Here is a 20,017-nt window from a genome sequence, read left to right as displayed (position 1 = left end):
GGGATTGTCATGTGGCATACCTTCGTCATGGAGCTGAAAAGCTCGCTGCGTACACCCGCCGTCCTGTTCTGGATAATCGCGTTCCCCATTATCCTCGCCACGCTCATCCAAAGCGTATTCGGCACCATCGCCTCCGGAGACGTAACCCTTGAGGTTGCCCCTGTTGCCGTCGTCGCCAACAACACCTGGAACTCGAACCCAGGTGCGGACACGTTCGTCAACGCGTTCTCGACATCCTCAACGTCCGCAGGCACATCGTCCGCATCCACAGGCTCGTCATCCACCGCCGGCAAGAACGGCGATATCACACTGTTCAAGCGGATCGACGCGGCCGATATGGCCGAAGCCAAAACTCTTCTGCGTCAAGGCAAGGCGCTCGCCTACCTGTCGGTTGAGGATTCCGGCGACCTGAGACTTACGCTTTCGCGGAACGCTGCCACGGATATCGCCCAGACCAAGTCCGGCGGCTCCGACGGTCAGGCATGGTCCCTGATCACCCTTGGCACGCTGGTCGAACAGTACAACGAGCGTTCGCGGGTCATCGCGCAGGCGATCGCGCAGGCGGCGGCCAATGACCCGTCGAAACTGGCGGACAGCGCGTGGATCGCTTCTCTGGCGGGCGCCAACTTTGAAGAAATCACCCGACAGGCATCCGGTGTCAGGCATGCCGAGGGCATGGTGCGCTACCATGTCGCAATCCTCGCGATGAGCATCCTCATGGCCATGTCGATGACTTGCAACATGCTCAGCGCTCTGCAAGCCAATCTCTCGCCCTTGGGGGCGAGGGTCAGCGTATCCCCGTTGTCGCGTCTCGCGCGCATCTGCGCGGTCCTGCTGTCCTCGTGGCTGGCGACTTTCCTGTGCATGCTCGTCGTCTACGCGTATATGCGCATCGCCTTGGGCGTGTCTTTCCCGGGGAGGGAGGGGCTTGCGATTCTCGCCATCGCAATAGGCTCCGGCATGGCCAATTGCCTTGGTCTGGTGCTCGGCGCAATCCCGATCATCTCGCTCGGCGTGAAAAGCGGCATCAGTGTCGCGTTCTCCCTGATTCTGTCGATTTTCACCGGACTGTACGGCAACATGGCCTTCGCCGACAGCGTGCAACGCGCCGTGCCGGGCTTGCAATACCTCAATCCCGCCAAACAGGTGACGAACCTGTTCTACGACCTGCTGTATTACGACAGTCTCGCCCCATTCGCCCGCACTGTAGGAATAATCGCCACCATGTCGGCGATTGCGTTGGGTGTGGCCGCATTCGAACTGAGGAAGGTGAGCTATGACCACCTGTAAAGCAGCATGGCTGGTTCTGCGCGCAAACATGTTCCAACTGCTGGTCTACATACTGGCGACCGGGGTTATGGCCGCCATGCTCGGCATTGGCATCGGACTCGGCTCCAACGGCGATGACCAGACCAACGCCTACGAGCCTCCTACAGCATCTCTGGCGATTATCGACTGTGACAGCGCAGGCGGTCATGCAACCGGCGCCGCACTGCGTTCGTACCTCTCGTACTCGGCCCACATCGTCGAAATCGAGGACACTACGCAGGCCATCCAAGACGCCATCGCCACCGACTACGTCGATGTGATCGTCATCGTCCCGCAAGGCTACACGGCATCGTTCACCAAGGCGGCACGAACGCAAGATACCCTGCCCACGCTGAGCCTGGCAGGCTCAGGAAGCGGCACTGATTCCACCGGTTCTGCCGCGGCCCGGATGCTCACCATCCAAATCAACGGGTTCCTCGGATCACTTCGGTCGTCCCTGTTCGCCGACCAGCACACCACACTCGCCCAAGCCGCCGCCACCGTGGCCAAGGCACGCGCGGAAAGCGGCCAATCCGTCCAAGTGGAAGCGGCATCCAACAGCCACGCGCATGGCTCGTCCGCCGCGGGAAGCCTCGCAGCAAGCGGCAGGGTCTTCGCCGCGACCCTCGCCACCATGCTTTACCCGCTGATGCTCAACATCGCGTTCATCGTGATCGTCATCATCACCGCGTTCAACAAGCCGACCACCATGCGCAGGGTCGGTGTGTCAGCCGAACCCGGCCACACCATCTGGGCGCAGGTGCTGCTCGTCTGCTGCGGCGCGTCAGCCGTGGTATGGCTGTGCTGCATCGGTATCGCCATCGCCTGCTCCGCAGCCTGCCAAGGCGGTCTTGCCGGCATCGGGTGGCGACCATTGTTGCTCTCGCTTATCGGCACGTTCGTATTCTCCCTGACAGTCAGTGCGCTGGGGTTCCTCATCGGCCAATGCCGGGTCTCCACCGCCGCGATGAACGGCATCGTCAACACCGTGGCGCTCGCCTCCGCGTTCCTGTCCGGCGCATGGCTGCCGCAATGGCTGATGCCCTCATCATTGCAAGCGTTTGCACGCCTACTGCCCGGCTGGTGGTACGTGGACGGCGTGTATGAGGCGTTCGGCGGGCAAGGCAGCGCGATGACCGGCACGCCCGACATCGGTCGGTGGGCTGGTGCAACCGGTCTCATGGCATTGTTCGCGCTCGCGTTCATCGCAGTGGGCATGGTTATCTCGCGGTTCGTCGCAAGACGAAAGTGACCATGAGACGACCATGGCCCCAAGACGCGATACCATTGGCCGCATGAGCACACCGACCCCACCGTTCACCTTGCTGCCGATCCGCACGGCAACCGTGCAGGACCTTGATGCCATCGACCGGCTCGAACAGATATGCTTCCCGCCGGCGGAAGCGGCCAGTCGCGCGTCAATCAGCAGCCGGCTCGCCGTGTTCCCTGACCATTTCTGGCTGTTGGAAGCCCGACACGGCTCTGACAGGCGCACACAACTCGTGAGCTTCGTCAACGGCATGGTCACCGACCAGCCACATCTGCTCGACGAGATGTACGACGATGCCGGCATGCACAATCCGCAAGGCGCGTGGCAGATGATCTTCGGCGTGGACACTCACCCGGATTACCGACACCGCGGCTATGCGGGGCGTGTGTTGCGCCACGCAATCGAAACCGCACACGAACAAGGCCGTCGCGGCGTGGTCCTCACCTGCAAGGACCGGCTCGTGCAGTTCTACGCGGCCTTCGGTTTCCAAGACGAAGGCATGTCCGCATCCACACACGGGGGAGTGCCCTGGCATGAGATGCGCCTGACCTTCTGAGCTGCCTGAGCTGCGGTCCGGCCCGTGACCGGCCGACAGGAATCCGGCGGCAACACCGCGCACCGCGATCAAACAGCACCCGACGCCACCACGATAGGCCACACACGATCCATAATCGCCAATCATCAACCGTCAAGAAGCCAGAAAGCCGAGGAACCGATGACACTGCCCAAAGTCGCATTCATCTGCACCCACAACTCCTGCCGCAGCCAGATCGCCGAAGCGTTAGGCCGGGCGCTCGCCGTGGACGCGTTCGAATCATATTCCGCCGGCACCACCATCAAATCCGAAATCAACCCGGACGCCGTGCGACTCATGCGCAGCCTGTACGGCATCGATATGCCGGCGAACGGGCAGCACCCCAAGACGCTCGACCAGCTGCCGCCGATCGATGTCGTGGTCACCATGGGCTGCGGTGTCGCCTGCCCGGTGCTGCCCGCCCGCTCGCGTGAAGACTGGGGGCTCGAAGACCCGACCGGTAAGGATGACGCGGCATTCACCGCCACGATCCGTGAAATCGAACGCGATATCCGTAATCTGCGTAGTCGGCTGCTGCAACACGAGGCCTGACGTCCGCATCCGCTGAACTGCGGACCTCAGCCCCGGCATGCAGCCTTGAGTCTTGAGCCTCGGGTCTCGGGCCTCGTGCCTCATAGGACGACCGCAAACGTTTTCAAACGTGACCCTGCGTGCGCAAACGTGCGTGCGCAAACGTTTTCAACGTTTTCAAACGTAATCAGAGTTTCCTAACGTATGAAAGAGCGTTCAGGCGTACAATCCCGGCCGCCGCAGACTCGTGTACGGCTTGGCGTCCCGCATCGCCTTGGCGGCATCAAGATCGATATCGGCGGTTAGCAGGCAAGACTTCTCTCCGGCGAGCGCCAGCACTTCGCCGTCTGGCCCGACGATGACGCTTCGCCCGTCGAAACGCATCGCATCCTCGATGCCGACGCGGTTGCACATCGCGATATTCACGCTGTTGTGGAACGCCTGCACGCGCACCTCCTGAAGGAACATCTCCTCGGGTTCGGCGCTCGTGTTTGCGGTGGGGATGACCACGAGGTCGGCGCCGCGCAGGGCGAGCGTGCGGATTGTTTCAGGGTAATGCCTGTCGAAGCACACGCAGACGCCGATCGTGCCGAACGGAGTGTCGATGACGCGAATCGTATCGTCCGGCGAGTAATAATCCTGCTCGTAGAAGCGTTCCGCTTGCGCGATATGCACCATGCCCTGCCTGCCGAGCGGACTTCCGTCGGCGCCGATGACGAGCGTGGTGTCGATTCGGCGGCCGTCAGGCTCCATAAGATACGCGTTCGGGCATGCCATGATCCGCCTGTCCGCGCACGCCTTGCGGATCGCTTCGATCGCAGGGTCGTCGAGCCACATCGCGTACCCGCCCGCGTCGAGGGGAGAAGATGATGCCGGGTATTGCGGGAAGAACGGTGAGAACTGGATTTCCGGGAAGACGACCATATCGGCATGGCTGCGGGCGGCATCGGCGATCATCGCAAGGCTTGTCTTGAGATTGTCTTCGATGCTGCGGGTCATGCCCATTTGTGCCAGCGCGATTTTCATACCGGTATCGTATCGGCCGCGATGCGGTTGCGACAACATCTGTCTCACACGGTGAGGTGTCCACGCTAGACTCGGCGGTATGGCTATGACGGGAGGAACACGGGATTTCGCGCAGGAGATTGCGCGGTTTGCGGTACAACGGCTGCATACTGAACCCCGCCCGGGCGGGCGTGTGCCGGGTAGTCTGGTTTTCGACCACCCGGCGACCGGCAGGAGATACGCCATGCTGATTGGCGGGCATGATCTCGTCGTCCGCTGCGAGCCATCGTATATCGCGTCGTTGCTCGCCCGTCCGGGGTTCGGGCCGACCATCAAAGCCGATCATGACACGTGGATGTTCATCAAGCTTGATGGGACGGTTGATCTGCCAACCATGGCCGACTATCTGACGTCATCCTACGCGATGGCATCCCTGCCCGCAGAAGATGTCGACGCGCAAGCAACGCGATCCTCGGTGCCTGACTCGAAAACGAACCCTATAGCGGCGCTGGAAGATTCATCGCAGCAACCCGTCTCGACGGATGATGCCGCCTCAACGCAGGTGCGAATACAAGACACGGTGTACACGGACACGCCCATCCCCGTAAAACCCGCCGCATCGGGCGCTTCCGCATCGGACAGGACCGTTGTATCCGGCGTTTTCGGGCATGTCGAGGATGCCAGTAGCCAGCCTGCCGGCACTCGCCGTCGTCCGATTAGACAGCCCGGCGGCTACGAACCGTATCCCGATCCCACAGATACCGGAACGGTGTACGGGCGCAACGACTCCATAACATCCGAAGCAACCCAGCCCACGTCAGCCCAACCAGCGCAACCGAACCAGCCCGTAGGGCGAGCCATACCGCGCCCATACCGCGACCAGCCCATCATCTTGCCCGAGGAATCAGACCTCGCCGCGCGCCCGTCTCGCTCAGTGCGCCCACTGCGCCCGGCTCGCCCGGCGGTCACACGGCAACCAAACTCCCGGCAAAGCAACCTGCGGCAAAGCATCCTGCCCGCCCGCCTGCGCCGCATGCGAGCCATCCGCGCCCACTACACCTTCCGCGACGTGACACTCGGCCGGGCCCTCGACTTCTACCTGCAAGGCGCATCCGTCGCCGACTACCGCGACGACTACGACTGGCATGGCATCTTCCGCTGGCAGCACCCCACCTACCGGGATATGGACAACCACCAGCTGCGCGGATATTTCGCCTGGCGCACCCGGTTCCTCGACCGCACCGATCAGGCAGACCACCCTGAACGGTCCAGAATCGACGATTACGCCGGCCCCACGCCGCGCGAACGCGACTGGTACGACACGTGCATGGCGTTCTCCAAAGTCCGCGCCTACGAAATCATCTGCGGCATCGAGCCCGACGCCGACCAAGGCTTGAACCAACTCGCCCGCATCGCGCACAGCTACGCCTGGCAGAACCGACGCTACGCGGAAACCATCGACATGTGGATTCGCGACTACCTCATCGACCGCAACCTCACCGCATACATCAGCGCGGACACCTTCCCGGTCATCGCCTACGACGAGATGATCGACACCGTCACGCACCCCGAATCCGCTATCGACGAAGACTACCTCAACGCTGCCATGCACCTGTCCGGATACCACCTCGATACCTCGGCATTCGCCAAACGCCACGCCGACATCGTGCGCTACTCCCTACGACGCATCTGCGTCGCCATCGACGAACACTTGAAAACCCGCGCCTCCAGCCTCGTCGACACCTGCTTCGGCCCACTGCCGCAAGAAAGCACATCCCTGTTTTGGGATGCGATCTACCTTGACACGCAACGCTACCAACCACAACCCGACTACGGGCTCATGCGCCTGACCAGGCATGAACCGCTCACAGTCACCATCGACCCCATCCGCTACTACCAGTGGACCCCGGAGGGCGGCTGGCATCTGCACGCCTACAATCCTGGAAGCTACACCAACCGCACGCTCGGCGACATCACCCGCGAAATCGACCGGCAACTGCGCTTGCACCACCACTTCGGCCACCCCATGAAAGCGCCCGCGCCGTCCAGCCTCGCCGCAAGCCTGACACCGGTCATCACCCGGACAATCGAGACCATCGAACATGAACGCAAAGAAGCCGCCCGACCGCATATCACCATCGACATGCAGGCGCTCGCCGGCATCCGCCACGACGCCGACCTCACCCGGGACGCGCTCATCGTCGACGACCAGGACACGCCGTCCGAACCGACACCGGAAACCAGCATGAAACCGCCAGAAAAACAGGCACCCGCGATGCAGCAGGCTGAACAGGCGGAACATCCAGCAACCGAGCAAGCGCCCGCCCCCGTACCCGTTCCCGAGCCCATACCGACACCGGCGCCCGCCGCGATTCCCACAGACGAACCGGCAACGCCCCCGGCTCCCATACCCGCTTCCGCAACCGCGCACAAGCCAGAACCACAAGACGACACCACGGACCCCGAACGCTTCCTTGTTCGCTCACTGCTCAACGGCGAACCATACGAGGACGAGCTGCGCCGCCGGCACGAAAGCCTGAGTATGCTGGTAGACCGGATTAACGAACGCATGATGGACGAGATCGGCGACACCGTCATCGAATTCGACGGCGACCGGCCCGTTATCATCGAAGACTACGAAGACGACCTGCGGCAATGGCTGGCACGCTAGCCGCACGCCACCATACCAACGTGAAGGACGCACACATGGACCATACAGGATCGGCCGCCAACACCCCTGGCAGCGCGGGAGCAGGGCAGACTACGCCACGCCGACAAGTCCCCAAACGCATCGCCGGCGTCATCATCAACTCCCTCAAAGGCGGCGTCGTACCCCGCATCGGCCTGCCCTACATCACCGTCGGCCGCCGCCGCGAAATCGAAGCCATCCTCCACGACGTCGACATCATCGAAGGCGGGGGAGCAGCATTCCGTTTCATCGAAGGCCGCTACGGCAGCGGCAAAAGCTTCCTCCTGCAAGCCGTCCGCACCCACGTCATGGACCGTGGTTTCGTCGTGGTCGACGCCGACCTCTCCCCGGAGCGCCGCCTGCAAGGCACCAAAGGGCAAGGCCTTGCCACTTACCGCGAACTCATGCGCAACATGTCCACCAAAACACGGCCGGAAGGCGGAGCTCTCCCGCTCATCCTCGACCGGTGGATCGCCACCGTGCAAACCGACACGGCCACGGCGCTCGCCGGCGAAACCGGTGCTATGCCCGGTCCTGACGACCCCGAATTCGTGGCCCGCGTGGACCAGACCATCGCAGAAACCATCGCATCCATGCAGGATATGGTCCACGGCTTCGATTTCGCGCGTCTGCTGACCATGTACTACCATGCCAGCCAGCAGGGCGATGACGAGACCGTGGGACGCGTGCTCAAATGGTTCCGCGGCGAATACGCCACCAAGACCGAGGCACGCGGCGAGCTGGGCGTCGGCGTCATCATCGGCGACGACAACTGGTATGACTATCTGAAGCTGTTCGCCGATTTCCTCGTCAAGGCCAGCTATCAGGGGCTGATTGTCATGATCGATGAACTGGTGAACATCTACAAAATCCCGAACGCCATCAGTCGACAGAACAACTACGAGAAAATGCTCACCATGTACAACGACACCATGCAGGGCAAAGCACATCACTTGGGCATTATCATGTGCGGCACCCCGCAGTGCGTTGAGGACAGGCATCGCGGCATTTACAGCTATGAGGCACTGCGCAGCCGGCTCGCCGACGGGCGGTTCTCCAAGGAGGGGTCGCGCGACCTGCTGGCCCCGGTCATTCACCTCGACCCGCTGGGCCCAGAGGAGATGCTCGTGCTCGCGGGCAAGCTCGCCGACATTCACGCCCGGCTGTACGGGTATGAGCCGGTATTGGGCGACGAGGACCTCGCGATGTTCATCCGCGTGGAATACGAGCGGGTTGGGGCGGATTCGCATATTACACCGCGCGAGGTGATCCGTGATTTCATCGAGCTGTTGGACATCCTCTACCAGCATCCCGACAAGAAACCCGCCGATTTGCTGGCATCCGACGAATTCTCCTACGCGCAGGGCGACCCGTCAGACGGGATGAGCCCACAGGCGGACGGGCAGTACGCCCAGTTCACAATCTGAGCTTCGAGCACCTCGCACACGTCGAGTGTGTAACTGATATGGAGAACAGATATACAGTAGGTTGTCGTCGGTAAGACGATAAGGCAATGAGGCAATGAGCAAAGGAGAGCCGCGCATGGATGTGTTCAACCGGTACGCGCCGTTCATCCAGGACACGATTTACGAGCACGGATGGCAAAGCCTGCGAGGCGTGCAGGTCGCTGCAGGTGAAGCGATTTTCGGCACAGACCAGAACGTGCTGCTCAGCGCCTCGACCGCATCCGGAAAGACGGAGGCCGCGTTCTACCCGATCCTCACTCTGATGGCCGAAGACCCGCCGGCATCGGTCGGCGCGTTGTATATAGCCCCGCTCAAAGCCCTGATTAACGACCAATTCGACAGGCTCAATGAAGTCTGCGCGCAAGGCGATATCCCCGTATGGCATTGGCATGGTGACGTCTCGCAATCCCACAAGCGCAAGCTCATGAAACACCCCTCGGGGATATTGCAGATTACGCCCGAATCGCTTGAGGCGATGCTCTTGCACCGGCATGCGGCCATTCCCGCGCTGTTCGGCGACCTGCGTTTCATCGTGATTGACGAACTGCACGCGTTGATGCGCGGCGATCGCGGCGGCCAGACCCTGTGCCTGATTGAACGGCTGTCCCGCATGGCCGGCGTCAACCCGCGTCGCATCGGGCTGTCCGCCACCATCGGCGACCCGAAGCAGGCAGCGCAATTCCTGAGCGCCGGAACCGGCAAGGGCACGGTCGTGCCCAATATCGGCGCCAGTGGCCAGACTTGGCGGCTGTCCATGGAACATTTCTTCAATAGCGGCCCGCAAGCCTCGCAACGGGGGCTACGCATGCCGGCATTCGCACGAAACCCGCACGCGGTTGACGGCGAAACCCGACCATTGTTGGAACAGGCGGAAGCGACGCTTGCCGATGAGCCCCAACCCGAATCCCCGCTTGAATCCCCGCGCGAGCAGCAGAATAAGCCGTTCACCGGCACGCTCACCCAATCCGAACCCGCCTCGGACACCGCCCCGCAGGCCGCTGACCCGGGCATCGGCTACATCTTCGAACACACGCGCGGCCGCAAATGCCTCGTATTCTGCAATTCCCGCGAGGAAGCCGAAGCTGTGACCACCACCTTGCGCCAGTACTGCGAGGTACGACATGAGGCGGATCGCTTTCTCATCCACCACGGCAACCTTTCGGCGCCCATCAGGCAGAGCGCCGAAGAGGAGATGAAGGACGAGAACAGCTGCATGACCACCGTCACGACGGCGACCCTCGAACTGGGCATCGACATCGGGCGGCTCGAACGCGCGTTCCAAATCGACGCGCCGTTCACCGTCTCCTCGTTCCTCCAACGCATGGGACGCACCGGCAGACGCGACCAGCCGCAGGAAATGTGGTTCGTCATGCGTGAGGATCCGCCACAATCGCGCGAGATGGCACCGGATATTATCCCGTGGAAACTCATCCAGGGCATTGCACTCATCCAACTGTACGTGGAACGCCGCTGGGTGGAGCCGCCCCGGCTTGACGGCCTGCCTTACAGTCTCCTGTACCACCAGACCATGAGCACGCTCGCGTCAGGAGGCGAGATGACGCCGGCACAACTGGCATCCCAGGTGCTTTCACTCGCCGTGTTCAAACGTGTCACGCAGGACGACTACCGGATCCTCTTACGCCACCTGATCGGCATCGACCACATGGAAACCACCGAACGCGGCGGCCTGATCGTCGGCGTGGCGGGGGAGCGCATCACCAGCAACTTCAAGTTCTACGCGGTATTCCAAGAGAACGAGGAGTACAGTGTACGCAGCGAATCTCAGGAAATCGGCACGCTCGTGGCCCCGCCTCCCGCCGGCGAGAAAATCGCCATCGCCGGCCACGTGTGGGTGGTCGACGAGGTGGACCGCAAACGGCATATCGTCTACTGCACCATGGTCAAAGGCAAAGTGCCCGCGTATTTCGGCGACGTGCCCGGGGACATCAACACGGTGATTCTCGAACGCATGCGACAGGTGCTTCTGGAACCGCCGGAAACCACCTACCCTTATCTCATGCGCAACGCAGCGGCCAGATTGCAACAGGCGCGCGTTGATGCGGCGGTTATGGGGCTTGCCGACCAGCCGTTGCGTCATCTGGGCGGCAACATGTGGGCGCTGTTCCCTTGGCTTGGCACATACGCGTTCCTTGCGCTCAAACGTTTGCTGCTTCTGCGATGCGCACCGAGCCTCGGGCTCAAGGGCTTGGAGGCGTGCTCGCCCTACTACATGACCTTCACCATGGACGCCAACGCGCAGACGTTCTACGCGGTGGTTACGCAGGCCGCCCGCGAACTTACCGACCCGCTGACGCTCATGTACCCCGACGAGATCCCGGATTTCAACAAGTACGACCGCTTCCTGCCGCCGCAACTGGTGCGCAAGGGCTTCGCATGCGGCGTGCTCGACCTTGACGGCATGCGGGAACGTGTACGCCAATGGGAGCGGTTCATCCGCAAGTCTTGACGCTTTGCATACGATTGCAGCCGATGTCAAGCCTGCCGTAATCGTCGTCTCGCCAAGCCGTCTCGCCATGCCGCCGCTTCTGCCACCGCAGTCGATTCGCCGATGTGACTTGCCGCTTCACCGCCCGCGCAGCCGGTAGCGTTTGGTCCCGTCCTCGGCCGCCGGATGCGCCTGAGCGACCTCCCCGGCGCGCACAAGCTCGCGCAGTCCGGATGCCACGGCAAGCGGCGTCAGATGCAGCTCGCGGATGATCTCCTTCGCGCTCATCGCCGAATGGCGTTCCAACAGGTCCAGAATCGCCCGGGAAACCTCGGAAGGCGAGTCAACGGTGTGGAGTTTGCGTTTCGTGAACGTCATCGTGAACATGCCATGCTCGTTGCGTGCCGCCGCCGGTTCGATACCCGCCTCTCGCAACTGGGAGAAGATCTGCCGGAACCCGTCGCCTTCGGAGGCCACGACCATGCCGCCGCGTGGCGACGGCGTGAGTTCGAGCAGCGTGAACAGGAACTGGTTACGCGTGGATGTCATCGTCGGCCCGTCGTCCTGGGGACGTTTGGAAAGCACCTCTTGCGTGACAGTGCCGTACAATCCGCCGGGATTCGTGATGGTGATGCGGTCGGTGAACACGTTGACATGCACGGGCGTGCCCTGCGCGTCGGGGGAGTAGTCGCGGTGGATGAGCGCGTTCGCAATGGCCTCGCGCAGGGCGTCCGGCGGGTATTCGGGTTTGCGTGCGCCAATCCAGCGCATCAGCGATTCCGTGGTGTCCTCGATCATCACCGGAATGGACCCGACCACATGCTGTGTCGCAATCAACGATTCGTCACCGCGGAAGACGTCATCTGCGTTGGTGCCGGGGAATACCGCGACGGACACGCCGAGCCGCGGGTAATATTTCTGCGGGTACCTGCCGAGCGCGAGCAGACCGGCGAGTGTGGGGCGTAACATGCCGCCGACTTGGGAGGCGTCACTGTCGTCATGGCGTAACACTTGCAGATCGCACAGCACCTGTTTGTCACTGCGGTCGGCGAACACATGCGGGTGTCGTTCGCGCGCATTGCCGGTCACCGCTTGGACCAAGGCAGAATCGAGGTCATCGATAGTCGCTCGCGGGACAAGATCGAGATCATACGTGGGCTGGTTGTGCTCCTCGATAAGCCGATCGACCTCATAGGCGGTCATATGCCGGTCCCCGTCGCCCGTACGGATAAACGACCCGTCATGCGGGCCGAGCGCGGTGATGAAACACGGTTTGAGTCGCGGCTGCATCTCGTCTACCCGCGCGAACACCAGATTGGTTCCCTCGAACGGGCAAGTGACAATCACCGGGCGCACCACCGGAGTAAGCCGCTCGCACGCCTGGCTGAGCGCCTCCTGCATGGCGCGCGCGTTGAACCCCTCGACCGGTGTGAACCCGTTCTTCTCCGACAAGCCGAGAATAATCCACCCGCCGGAGCCGTTGGAGAACGCAGACAGCGTCTCGGTGATGGTCGAGGACATCTTGCGCTTGCATTCCTTGACCTCGCACTGCTGGGTGTCATTGCCGATGATGCGCATCAGACCGATGAGCTCGGTCATCGTGCTCGTGTAACGGTCCATAAGGCTTCCCTTCGCCGCCGGGTGTACCCCGTCACCGCACATTATCTCACAGAAAGAAGAATGCAAGGTGACCGGTATGCAACACGGCAGTGAGGATACGAGACCGAAAGCCGCTCAGTCGCCTTCGCCTGCGGAATCGGCCATTTGCATGATGACCACGTCGTGGCGCAAGCGGGATGCCTGGTCGTGGGTGAGTGAACCGTTGTCGCGTAGCGCGGCGATCGCTTCCAACTCCAGCGTGTGCGCCTGTGCCTGGGCGTCCTGGATGAGTTCACGGCATCCGGCGGTCATGCGCGGTGCGGGTTTACCCGGGCGTATAGCCGTGCCATCTGTCATATGGCCGTCTGGGACGGGGTTGAGCGCGCGGTTGGCATGGGCGAGGGGAGTGCCTCGTTGCGTCAGCCGTCGAGCTGCTTTTGCCCGCACACGCTGGTCGTCGGTCAATGGTTCCGGCGACTCGGCGATATCACGAAGATACGTGTCGGTACGCTGCTGGATCGCGGTGACCAGCGCGATGAACTGCCGCTGGTCCGCTGGGCTGCCAAGATGCCGGTCGGACGGACGGTGCATGCCGCGAACGGCGAATCGGTGCCCGATGGCGGACAGGATATGCCTGACCGGCTTGCCGTCACGGCGGGCCCCATGCATCATCTGTGCCGCCCGTTGCAACGCCTGACGGCACAGGTCGATGGTGGCTTCATCGTATCCGCCTTGTGCGGCGATATCGTCAAGATACTGTTCCTGCAGCGTGCCGATCTCGTCAATGAGCACCCGTACAGCGTATGAGGTGACGGGGTCAAGCTCGTCATCAAGCTCGCACACCTGCGCCTGGTATCCGCGCAGCACGAACGCGGTGGCGAACGCTCCCTCCCTGGTATGCTCGCTTGACAGCCGGCCGGTAAGCCCTTCCACCACATGTTCGGCGATTGCACGCCGCGCTTCCAAGAGTGCGCGATCATCCTTATGCTCGGTCTGCGGAGCGAGCAGCGGCATGACGAAGTTCGCCAACAGCAGGGTGATTACGATGACACCGGATGCGATGAACAGCAGGTCATCGCGATGCGGGAACGCTGAACCGTTGGAGAGCGTGGCCGGAATGGTCAACGCGATGGACAAAGTTACTGCGCCTTTCGGGCCGCCCAATGTCATAATCGTGGCGTCTTGGGCCATGCAGCGCCAGTCATGGTGCGCGGTATGCCGATTGCGCAGCAGATCCATCGCCATGAGCCAGACCCATCGAATGCCCAAGGTGACGATGGTCGCCACAGCGGTCAGCAACAACAGCCGCCCGGTGGCGACCGATCCGTTCCACGACGGCAGCAACGCTGCGGGCAGCTGCATGCCCAGAATGAGGAATACCACGCCGTTGAGGATGAATGACAGCGTTTGCCAGATACCGGAGGACACCACTTCGAGTTTGGCGCGGGCGGTGGAACGGCGGTGGGGGAGCAGCGTGAACACCAGGCCCGCCGCGACCACCGCGAGAATGCCGCTGACATGCAGCGCTTCGGCGCCGAGAAACACCGCGAAGGGGATGATCAGCTCGTAGACCACATGGAACGTGGTACCGTCAAGACCGATGGCGCGCACACCGTCGCCGATAAGCGCGGCAAGCAGACCGGCGACGGCACCCAATGCAAGACCACCGGCGAAGGAGATGGCGAAGGTGCCGGTCGCCTGCGACAGCGAGAACGCACCCGTTGTCGCCGCGGCGACCGCAAACTGGAACGACACCACGCCGGACGCATCATTGAACAGCGCCTCCCCGGAAAGTGTCGCCCGCTGCCGTTCATCCAGCGCCACGCTCCCGGAGAGCGAAGCGACCGCTGCGGCATCGGTCGGCCCCAAGGTCGCGCCCAAAGCGAATGCGGCGGCTAGAGGAATGCTCGGCTCCACCAGATGCAAGGCGAACCCCACGCCGAGCGTGATCGCGATGACCAGACCGATTGCCAGCGACAGGATACCGCCGAGATTGCGCATTAAGGCTCTGCGGTCGATATGCCGGGATTCATCGAACAGCAGGGGTGCGATGAACAACACCAGGAACAGTTCGGCATCCAGGTGCGTGTCGAGCGCGGTCGGAGCCACCAGCATAATGACCACGCCCATGATCATCTGCACGAGCGGCAGTGACAGGCGCGTCATGATCTGGTCCAGCACGGCACTCACCAGCACTGCGGCGATCAGCAGCAACGTGGTAATCAGCAGTTCCATCGTCCACCTGCCCTCATCTGGGTGTTTTCTGAGTCATCGCTGAGCTATCGGCCACATGAGCCGCGCTGTGTCACTTCTCGGTATTGCCGTTCGACGTGAGGAAATGCTCTTCGCTCGGCAGTACCGCGTTGAGAATAACCGCGACCACGAAGGACAGCGCGATGCAGTTGCTCGCGAAAATCGACTGGAACAGTGCGGGGAACTGGGAGAAGATGCCCTGCACCTGCGTGAAGCCGATACCGATGGTCAAGCTGAGTGCCGCGATGGCGATATTGCGCTGTGTGAAACCTGCTTCGGCGATCATCTGGAAACCGGAGAGCACGATTGTGCCGAACATCATGATGGTGCAGCCGCCCAGCACTGCTTGCGGCAGCGAGTTGAACACTGCAGCGATGCCGGGAACGAAGCTTGCGAGCACCAGGATCAGGCCGCCGGAGAGAATCACCTTGCGGTTGACGACCTTGGTCATCGCCACGAGCCCGATATTCTGCGCGAACGATGTCAACGGCAGGCAGCCGAACAGGCCGGAAACGCTGGAAATCAGGCCGTCACCGGCGATTGCGCCGGCGGTTTCACGCTCAGAAGGCGCACGGTTGAGACCGACCTTCGCCAACGCGGCGGTGTCGCCGAGCACTTCAACCGAGGAAACCACGTACAACAGGGCGAAGGAGATGATCGCACCCGCGTCGAACTGTACTTTGAACGGCATGACATGCGGCGCGCTGAGCACCGCCAGGTTCTGGAACCCCGAGAAATCGACCTTGCCCATGAACAAGGCCACCACGTAGCCCACCACAAGGCCGAAGAGCACCGACAGCTGCTTGGCGGTGCCTTTCATCAGCAGCTGGAACGCCAGGCAGGCGACCAGAGAGACCAGACCGAGGGTCAGATTCTGCCAGCTACCGAAATCCTTGGCTCCTGAGCCGCCGCCGAATGATGTCGCGCCGACGCTGAGCAGCGAGAAACCGATCGAGGTGACCACGATCGCCGAGACGATCGGTGGGACGAAACGGCGCCAGAACCGTGCGGTCAGGCCGAGTACAAGTTCAAGCAGACCGCCGACCATCACCGCGCCGACAACCGCGCCATACCCTTTGTCGCTGACCACGGCGATGGCGGCCGCCACGTAAGTGAAGGAAATACCTGTGACCATGGGCAGGCGGCTGCCGATACGCCATAGTGGGTACAGCTGGAGGCAAGTGCCCAGGCCGGCGACCAGAAGGCCGTTCTGGATGATCATCGCGGACTGTTCCGGGCTCATCTTCGCGGCCGCGGTCACAAGGAAAATCGGGGCGAGGTTCGCTACGAACATCGCCATCACGTGCTGCAGGCCGAAGGGGATGCCTTTCCAGAAGGAAATCTTGCCATCCAATTCGGTCAGCGGATTGGATGTTGCCGCTTTCGCCGTGTCGATTGATGTGGCGGCGGCCGTGGTTGCCGGTGTGTTCTCCTTCGTGGCGGTGTCTTGCACGGTGTTGCCTTGTACAGGTTTGCCTTGCGTCGCGTTGTCCTGAGTTGTTGACGTCGTAGCCGTTGTCGCCGCGTTCTCCTTGGCTGCCGTCTTGTCGTTTTCTGACGGCGTTTCGGTGGCGTTGCCCATATGTATCCTGCCTGTCTTTCCTGGTTTCTTCAGTGCTGTTCGTGTATTTGCTGTGCGCAGCCCGTCAGGCTTCGCGGAATGTGATTTCACCGGTGTCCGGATTCATGGAGTCCACGATCGCCAACGATTGCAGGTCATAGCCTGCCTCGCGCAGCTTCGCGCCGCCGTCTTGGAAGCCTTTTTCGATGGCGATGCCGATGCCTTCGACCACGACGCCGGCTTCGTGGCACAGCTCGATCAGGCCCTCCATCGCCTTGCCATTGGCGAGGAAATCATCGAGGAGCAACACATGCTCGCCGGGATTCAGGAAACGCTTGGACACGATGACCGGGAACTCACGCTGCTTGGTGAACGAATACACCTTCGTGACATACTGGTCGCCGTCAAGATTGATGGACTGCGCTTTCTTGGCAAACACGACCGGCACGTCGCCGAAATGCCGGGCCGCGACACACGCGATGCCGATACCGGAAGCCTCAATGGTCAGGATTTTGTCGACCTGCTTGCCGGCGAACAGCCGCGCCCATTCCCGGCCCATCTGGTCGAACAGCTTGACATCGCATTGATGGTTCAGAAACGCGTCCACTTTGAGGACGTTCCCCGGCTTGACGATGCCGTCACGACGGATGCGCTCTTCGAGTTCTTTCATTGACCTGCCTCGTGTTCTCTTGTGGAGCCTTGGCCCCGGCTTGTCTGGCCACCCTCGCGGCACTTTGTTTCATACGGTTCGTGGGCGCATGACGACATGCGCGACGAGCCTGGCCGGGACGGGTGTAATGGTGCGAGCATACCGCGAGCGCCGCACATCCGCCCGGCAGTAGGCATGCGTCGCGCTGACCTGTGGCTGTGGTAGAAATTATGGGCGCCGTATAGTCGGCGATGGCATGATTCGGAGGGTGACAGTGTTCGACAATGATTCCCCAGTTCTCGCTCGCAGCGCGCAGGAGCTGATCGGCGGCCTCAATCCGCAGCAGGCTCAGGCGGTCCAATACCAGGGTCCGGCACTGCTGATTGGCGCGGGCGCCGGTTCTGGCAAGACGCGTGTGCTCACCCGTCGCATCGCGTGGATTCTCACCCAGTTCAACGCCTGGCCGAGCCAGATTCTCGCCATCACCTTCACCAACAAGGCTGCCGCAGAAATGCGCGAGCGTCTGACCACGCTCATAGGCCCGGTCGCCCAGCGTATGTGGGTGTCCACTTTCCACTCGGCATGCGTGCGTATCCTTCGCCGTGACGGACAGGCCATCGGCTTGAACTCCGGTTTCTCCATCTACGACACCCAGGACTGCCAGCGGCTGGTCAAACTCATCGCAACCGACCTGAACATCGATATCAAGCGCTATACCCCGCGTGCGATGCTCGCCAGGATTTCGGATTACAAGAACAATCTGCAAACGTGGCAGGGTCAGCTCAAGCAGTTCGCCCCGGATTACCGTCCCGGCCAGCGCGGCTACCAGTTGGGCCGATACGGCAATGAGGAGCAGATGTATGCCGTGGTCTACGCGGAATACCAGCATCGTCTCGCCGCGGCGAATGCCGTCGATTTTGATGACCTGATCATGCGTACCGTCGAACTGCTGCGCACCCAGCCGGATGTCGCCGATTACTACCGGCATAAGTTCCGGTATATTCTCGTCGACGAGTACCAGGACACCAACCACGCGCAATACGTGTTGATCCGCGAGCTTGCGGGCATCGATGCCCATGAGCAGCCGGACTCCTCGGTGATCGGCGCCGGCAGGGTAGGCCCGGCGTGGGTGACGGTCGTCGGCGATTCCGACCAGTCGATTTATGCGTTCCGTGGCGCGGATATCAGCAATATCCAGGATTTCGAGAAGGATTTCCCGGACGCGAAGACCATCATGCTCGAGCAGAACTACCGTTCGACGCAGACGATTCTCGACGCGGCCAACGCGGTCATCTCCCACAACGAAGGGCGCAAACCAAAGAAGCTGTGGACCGCAGCCGGCAAGGGCGCACCGATCACAGGCTACGCGGCGGACAACGCGCAGCAGGAAGCCTTGTGGATTGCCACCGAAATCGCCCGTCTGGTCGCCGAAGACGGCTACAAGTACTCCGATGTTTCCATCATGTACCGGGCGAACGCCCAATCGCGTTCCCTTGAAGAGGCCTTGATCAACGCGGGTATCCCATACCAGCTCATCGGCGGTACCAAGTTCTATGAGCGCAAGGAAATCAAGGATGCCATCGCTTATCTTCAGGCGATTGTCAACCCGGCCGACAGCGTGAATATGCGACGTATTCTCAACGTGCCCAAGCGTGGTCTCGGGGCGCGTGCCGAAGCGCTTGTCGCTTCGTATGCCGACGCGCATGCTGTACCGTTCTGGCAAGGTATAGCCAATATGGAGCAGATCGAGGGCCTGCCCACACGCACGGCGAAATTGCTGGGCGCATTCCGCGACACCATGCAGCATCTTGCCGCCTTCGCACGCGACCATGCGAACCAGCCGTCGGACATCGTCGCTGAAGTGCTTGACAAGTCCGGTCTGCTCGAGGAACTGCAACGCTCCGAAGACCCGCAGGACGCCTCCCGTGTGGAGAACCTCTCGCAGTTGCAATCGGTTGCAGCCGAATTCGAACAGAATACGCCTGACGCGACCCTCGAAAGCTTCCTCGAAACGACCGCGCTCGTTGCGGATTCCGACCAGCTGCCCGGTGAGAACGAGGACAGTGGCAAGGTCACGCTCATGACCCTGCACACCGCCAAGGGCCTCGAATACCCGGTCGTGTTCCTCACCGGCATGGAACAGGGCACGTTCCCGCATTCCCGCTCGCTCGAAGACACCAGCGAACTGGCAGAGGAACGCCGGCTCGCCTATGTGGGCATCACCCGCGCCAAGCAGCGCCTGTACCTGACGCGTGCCGCGGTCCGCTCGCAGTGGGGGCGTGCCGACGACATGATGCCCAGCCAGTTCCTCGACGAAATCCCTGACCAGCTGATTGATTGGAAGCGGCGTGAGGCGAGCACCGAACGCATGGGCGGCGGCTGGAAGTCTGGGGGTCTCGATGACGATGAATTCGGCGGCTGGGGCGATGACGACGATTTCGGCTCGACCAGCTTCGGCGGCTCGACCTTCGGATCATATGGCTCACGCAGCTCGTATGGTTCGTATGGGGGGCGTTCCTCGTCATCGTCCAGGCGTTCCGGCGGCTCGACATACGGGTCCTCGTACGGCGGTTCATCCTACGGATCGCGGTCCGGCTCGTCCTCTTCGGGCAGCTATGGGTCGCGTTCGGGCTCCTCGTATGGTTCCCGCGGCTCGTACGGCTATG

13 protein-coding genes are annotated in these 20,017 nt (G+C 62.0%); 8 read left to right on the top strand and 5 right to left on the bottom strand.

Annotation, left to right across the window (positions count from 1 at the left end):
• The first annotated feature begins 9 nt into the window (after positions 1–9).
• The 4 genes from ACI38B_RS05685 (at position 10) to ACI38B_RS05670 (ending at position 3,704) form a co-directional block, all read left to right on the top strand.
• A complete protein-coding gene (locus ACI38B_RS05685; protein ID WP_439729902.1) occupies positions 10–1,290 on the top strand; it encodes an ABC transporter permease in 1,281 nt (426 codons plus the stop codon).
• The gene (locus tag ACI38B_RS05680) at positions 1,277–2,560 is read left to right on the top strand and encodes an ABC transporter permease (protein WP_439729901.1); all 1,284 of its coding nucleotides are present in this window, start codon (positions 1,277–1,279) and stop codon (positions 2,558–2,560) included. The genes ACI38B_RS05685 and ACI38B_RS05680 overlap by 14 nt, the downstream gene beginning before the upstream one ends.
• A gap of 43 nt (positions 2,561–2,603) precedes the next feature.
• Positions 2,604–3,134 (top strand): GNAT family N-acetyltransferase, encoded by a 531-nt coding sequence (locus ACI38B_RS05675; RefSeq protein ID WP_439729911.1) that lies wholly within the window; start codon positions 2,604–2,606, stop codon positions 3,132–3,134.
• Positions 3,135–3,293: 159 nt separating this feature from the next.
• Positions 3,294–3,704, top strand: coding sequence for an arsenate reductase ArsC (locus tag ACI38B_RS05670; protein WP_439729900.1), 411 nt, complete (start codon positions 3,294–3,296; stop codon positions 3,702–3,704).
• A gap of 195 nt (positions 3,705–3,899) precedes the next feature.
• On the opposite strand, the gene ACI38B_RS05665 is transcribed toward ACI38B_RS05670, so the two are convergent.
• Positions 3,900–4,748 (bottom strand): carbon-nitrogen hydrolase family protein, encoded by an 849-nt coding sequence (locus ACI38B_RS05665; RefSeq protein ID WP_439729910.1) that lies wholly within the window; start codon positions 4,746–4,748, stop codon positions 3,900–3,902.
• Positions 4,749–4,794: 46 nt separating this feature from the next.
• On the opposite strand from ACI38B_RS05665, the gene ACI38B_RS05660 reads away from it, so the two are divergent.
• The 3 genes from ACI38B_RS05660 (at position 4,795) to ACI38B_RS05650 (ending at position 11,310) form a co-directional block, all read left to right on the top strand.
• Positions 4,795–7,359: a TerB N-terminal domain-containing protein gene (locus tag ACI38B_RS05660; RefSeq protein WP_439729899.1), complete on the top strand. Its 2,565-nt coding sequence runs from the start codon at positions 4,795–4,797 to the stop codon at positions 7,357–7,359.
• A 35-nt stretch (positions 7,360–7,394) separates the two neighbouring features.
• On the top strand, positions 7,395–8,804 hold the full coding sequence (locus ACI38B_RS05655; protein ID WP_439729898.1) for an ATP-binding protein: 1,410 nt from the start codon (positions 7,395–7,397) through the stop codon (positions 8,802–8,804).
• 94 nt (positions 8,805–8,898) lie between these two features.
• On the top strand, positions 8,899–11,310 hold the full coding sequence (locus tag ACI38B_RS05650; protein WP_439729897.1) for a DEAD/DEAH box helicase: 2,412 nt from the start codon (positions 8,899–8,901) through the stop codon (positions 11,308–11,310).
• Between the two features lie 117 nt (positions 11,311–11,427).
• On the opposite strand, the gene ACI38B_RS05645 is transcribed toward ACI38B_RS05650, so the two are convergent.
• The 4 genes from ACI38B_RS05645 to ACI38B_RS05630 all read right to left on the bottom strand — a co-directional run bounded on the left by ACI38B_RS05645 (position 11,428) and on the right by ACI38B_RS05630 (position 17,372).
• A complete protein-coding gene (locus ACI38B_RS05645) occupies positions 11,428–12,951 on the bottom strand; it encodes an ATP-binding protein (RefSeq protein WP_439729896.1) in 1,524 nt (507 codons plus the stop codon).
• A 72-nt stretch (positions 12,952–13,023) separates the two neighbouring features.
• Positions 13,024–15,123, bottom strand: a complete 2,100-nt coding sequence (locus tag ACI38B_RS05640; protein ID WP_439729895.1) for a cation:proton antiporter — start codon at positions 15,121–15,123, stop codon at positions 13,024–13,026.
• A gap of 70 nt (positions 15,124–15,193) precedes the next feature.
• Entirely contained in the window at positions 15,194–16,723 is a 1,530-nt protein-coding gene (locus tag ACI38B_RS05635; protein ID WP_439729894.1) for a nucleobase:cation symporter-2 family protein, read from the bottom strand.
• Positions 16,724–16,787: 64 nt separating this feature from the next.
• Entirely contained in the window at positions 16,788–17,372 is a 585-nt protein-coding gene (locus ACI38B_RS05630; RefSeq protein WP_439729893.1) for a xanthine phosphoribosyltransferase, read from the bottom strand.
• A gap of 235 nt (positions 17,373–17,607) precedes the next feature.
• Between ACI38B_RS05630 and ACI38B_RS05625 the strand changes: the two genes are divergently transcribed.
• A partial coding sequence (locus ACI38B_RS05625) for an ATP-dependent helicase (protein WP_439729892.1) occupies positions 17,608–20,017 on the top strand: 2,410 nt, incomplete at its 3' end.

This window comes from Bifidobacterium sp., from assembly GCF_051876855.1.
Classification (GTDB): domain Bacteria; phylum Actinomycetota; class Actinomycetes; order Actinomycetales; family Bifidobacteriaceae; genus Bifidobacterium.
Note: the sequence above shows the minus strand (reverse complement) of the source record. Positions and strands in the feature narration are given on the sequence as shown.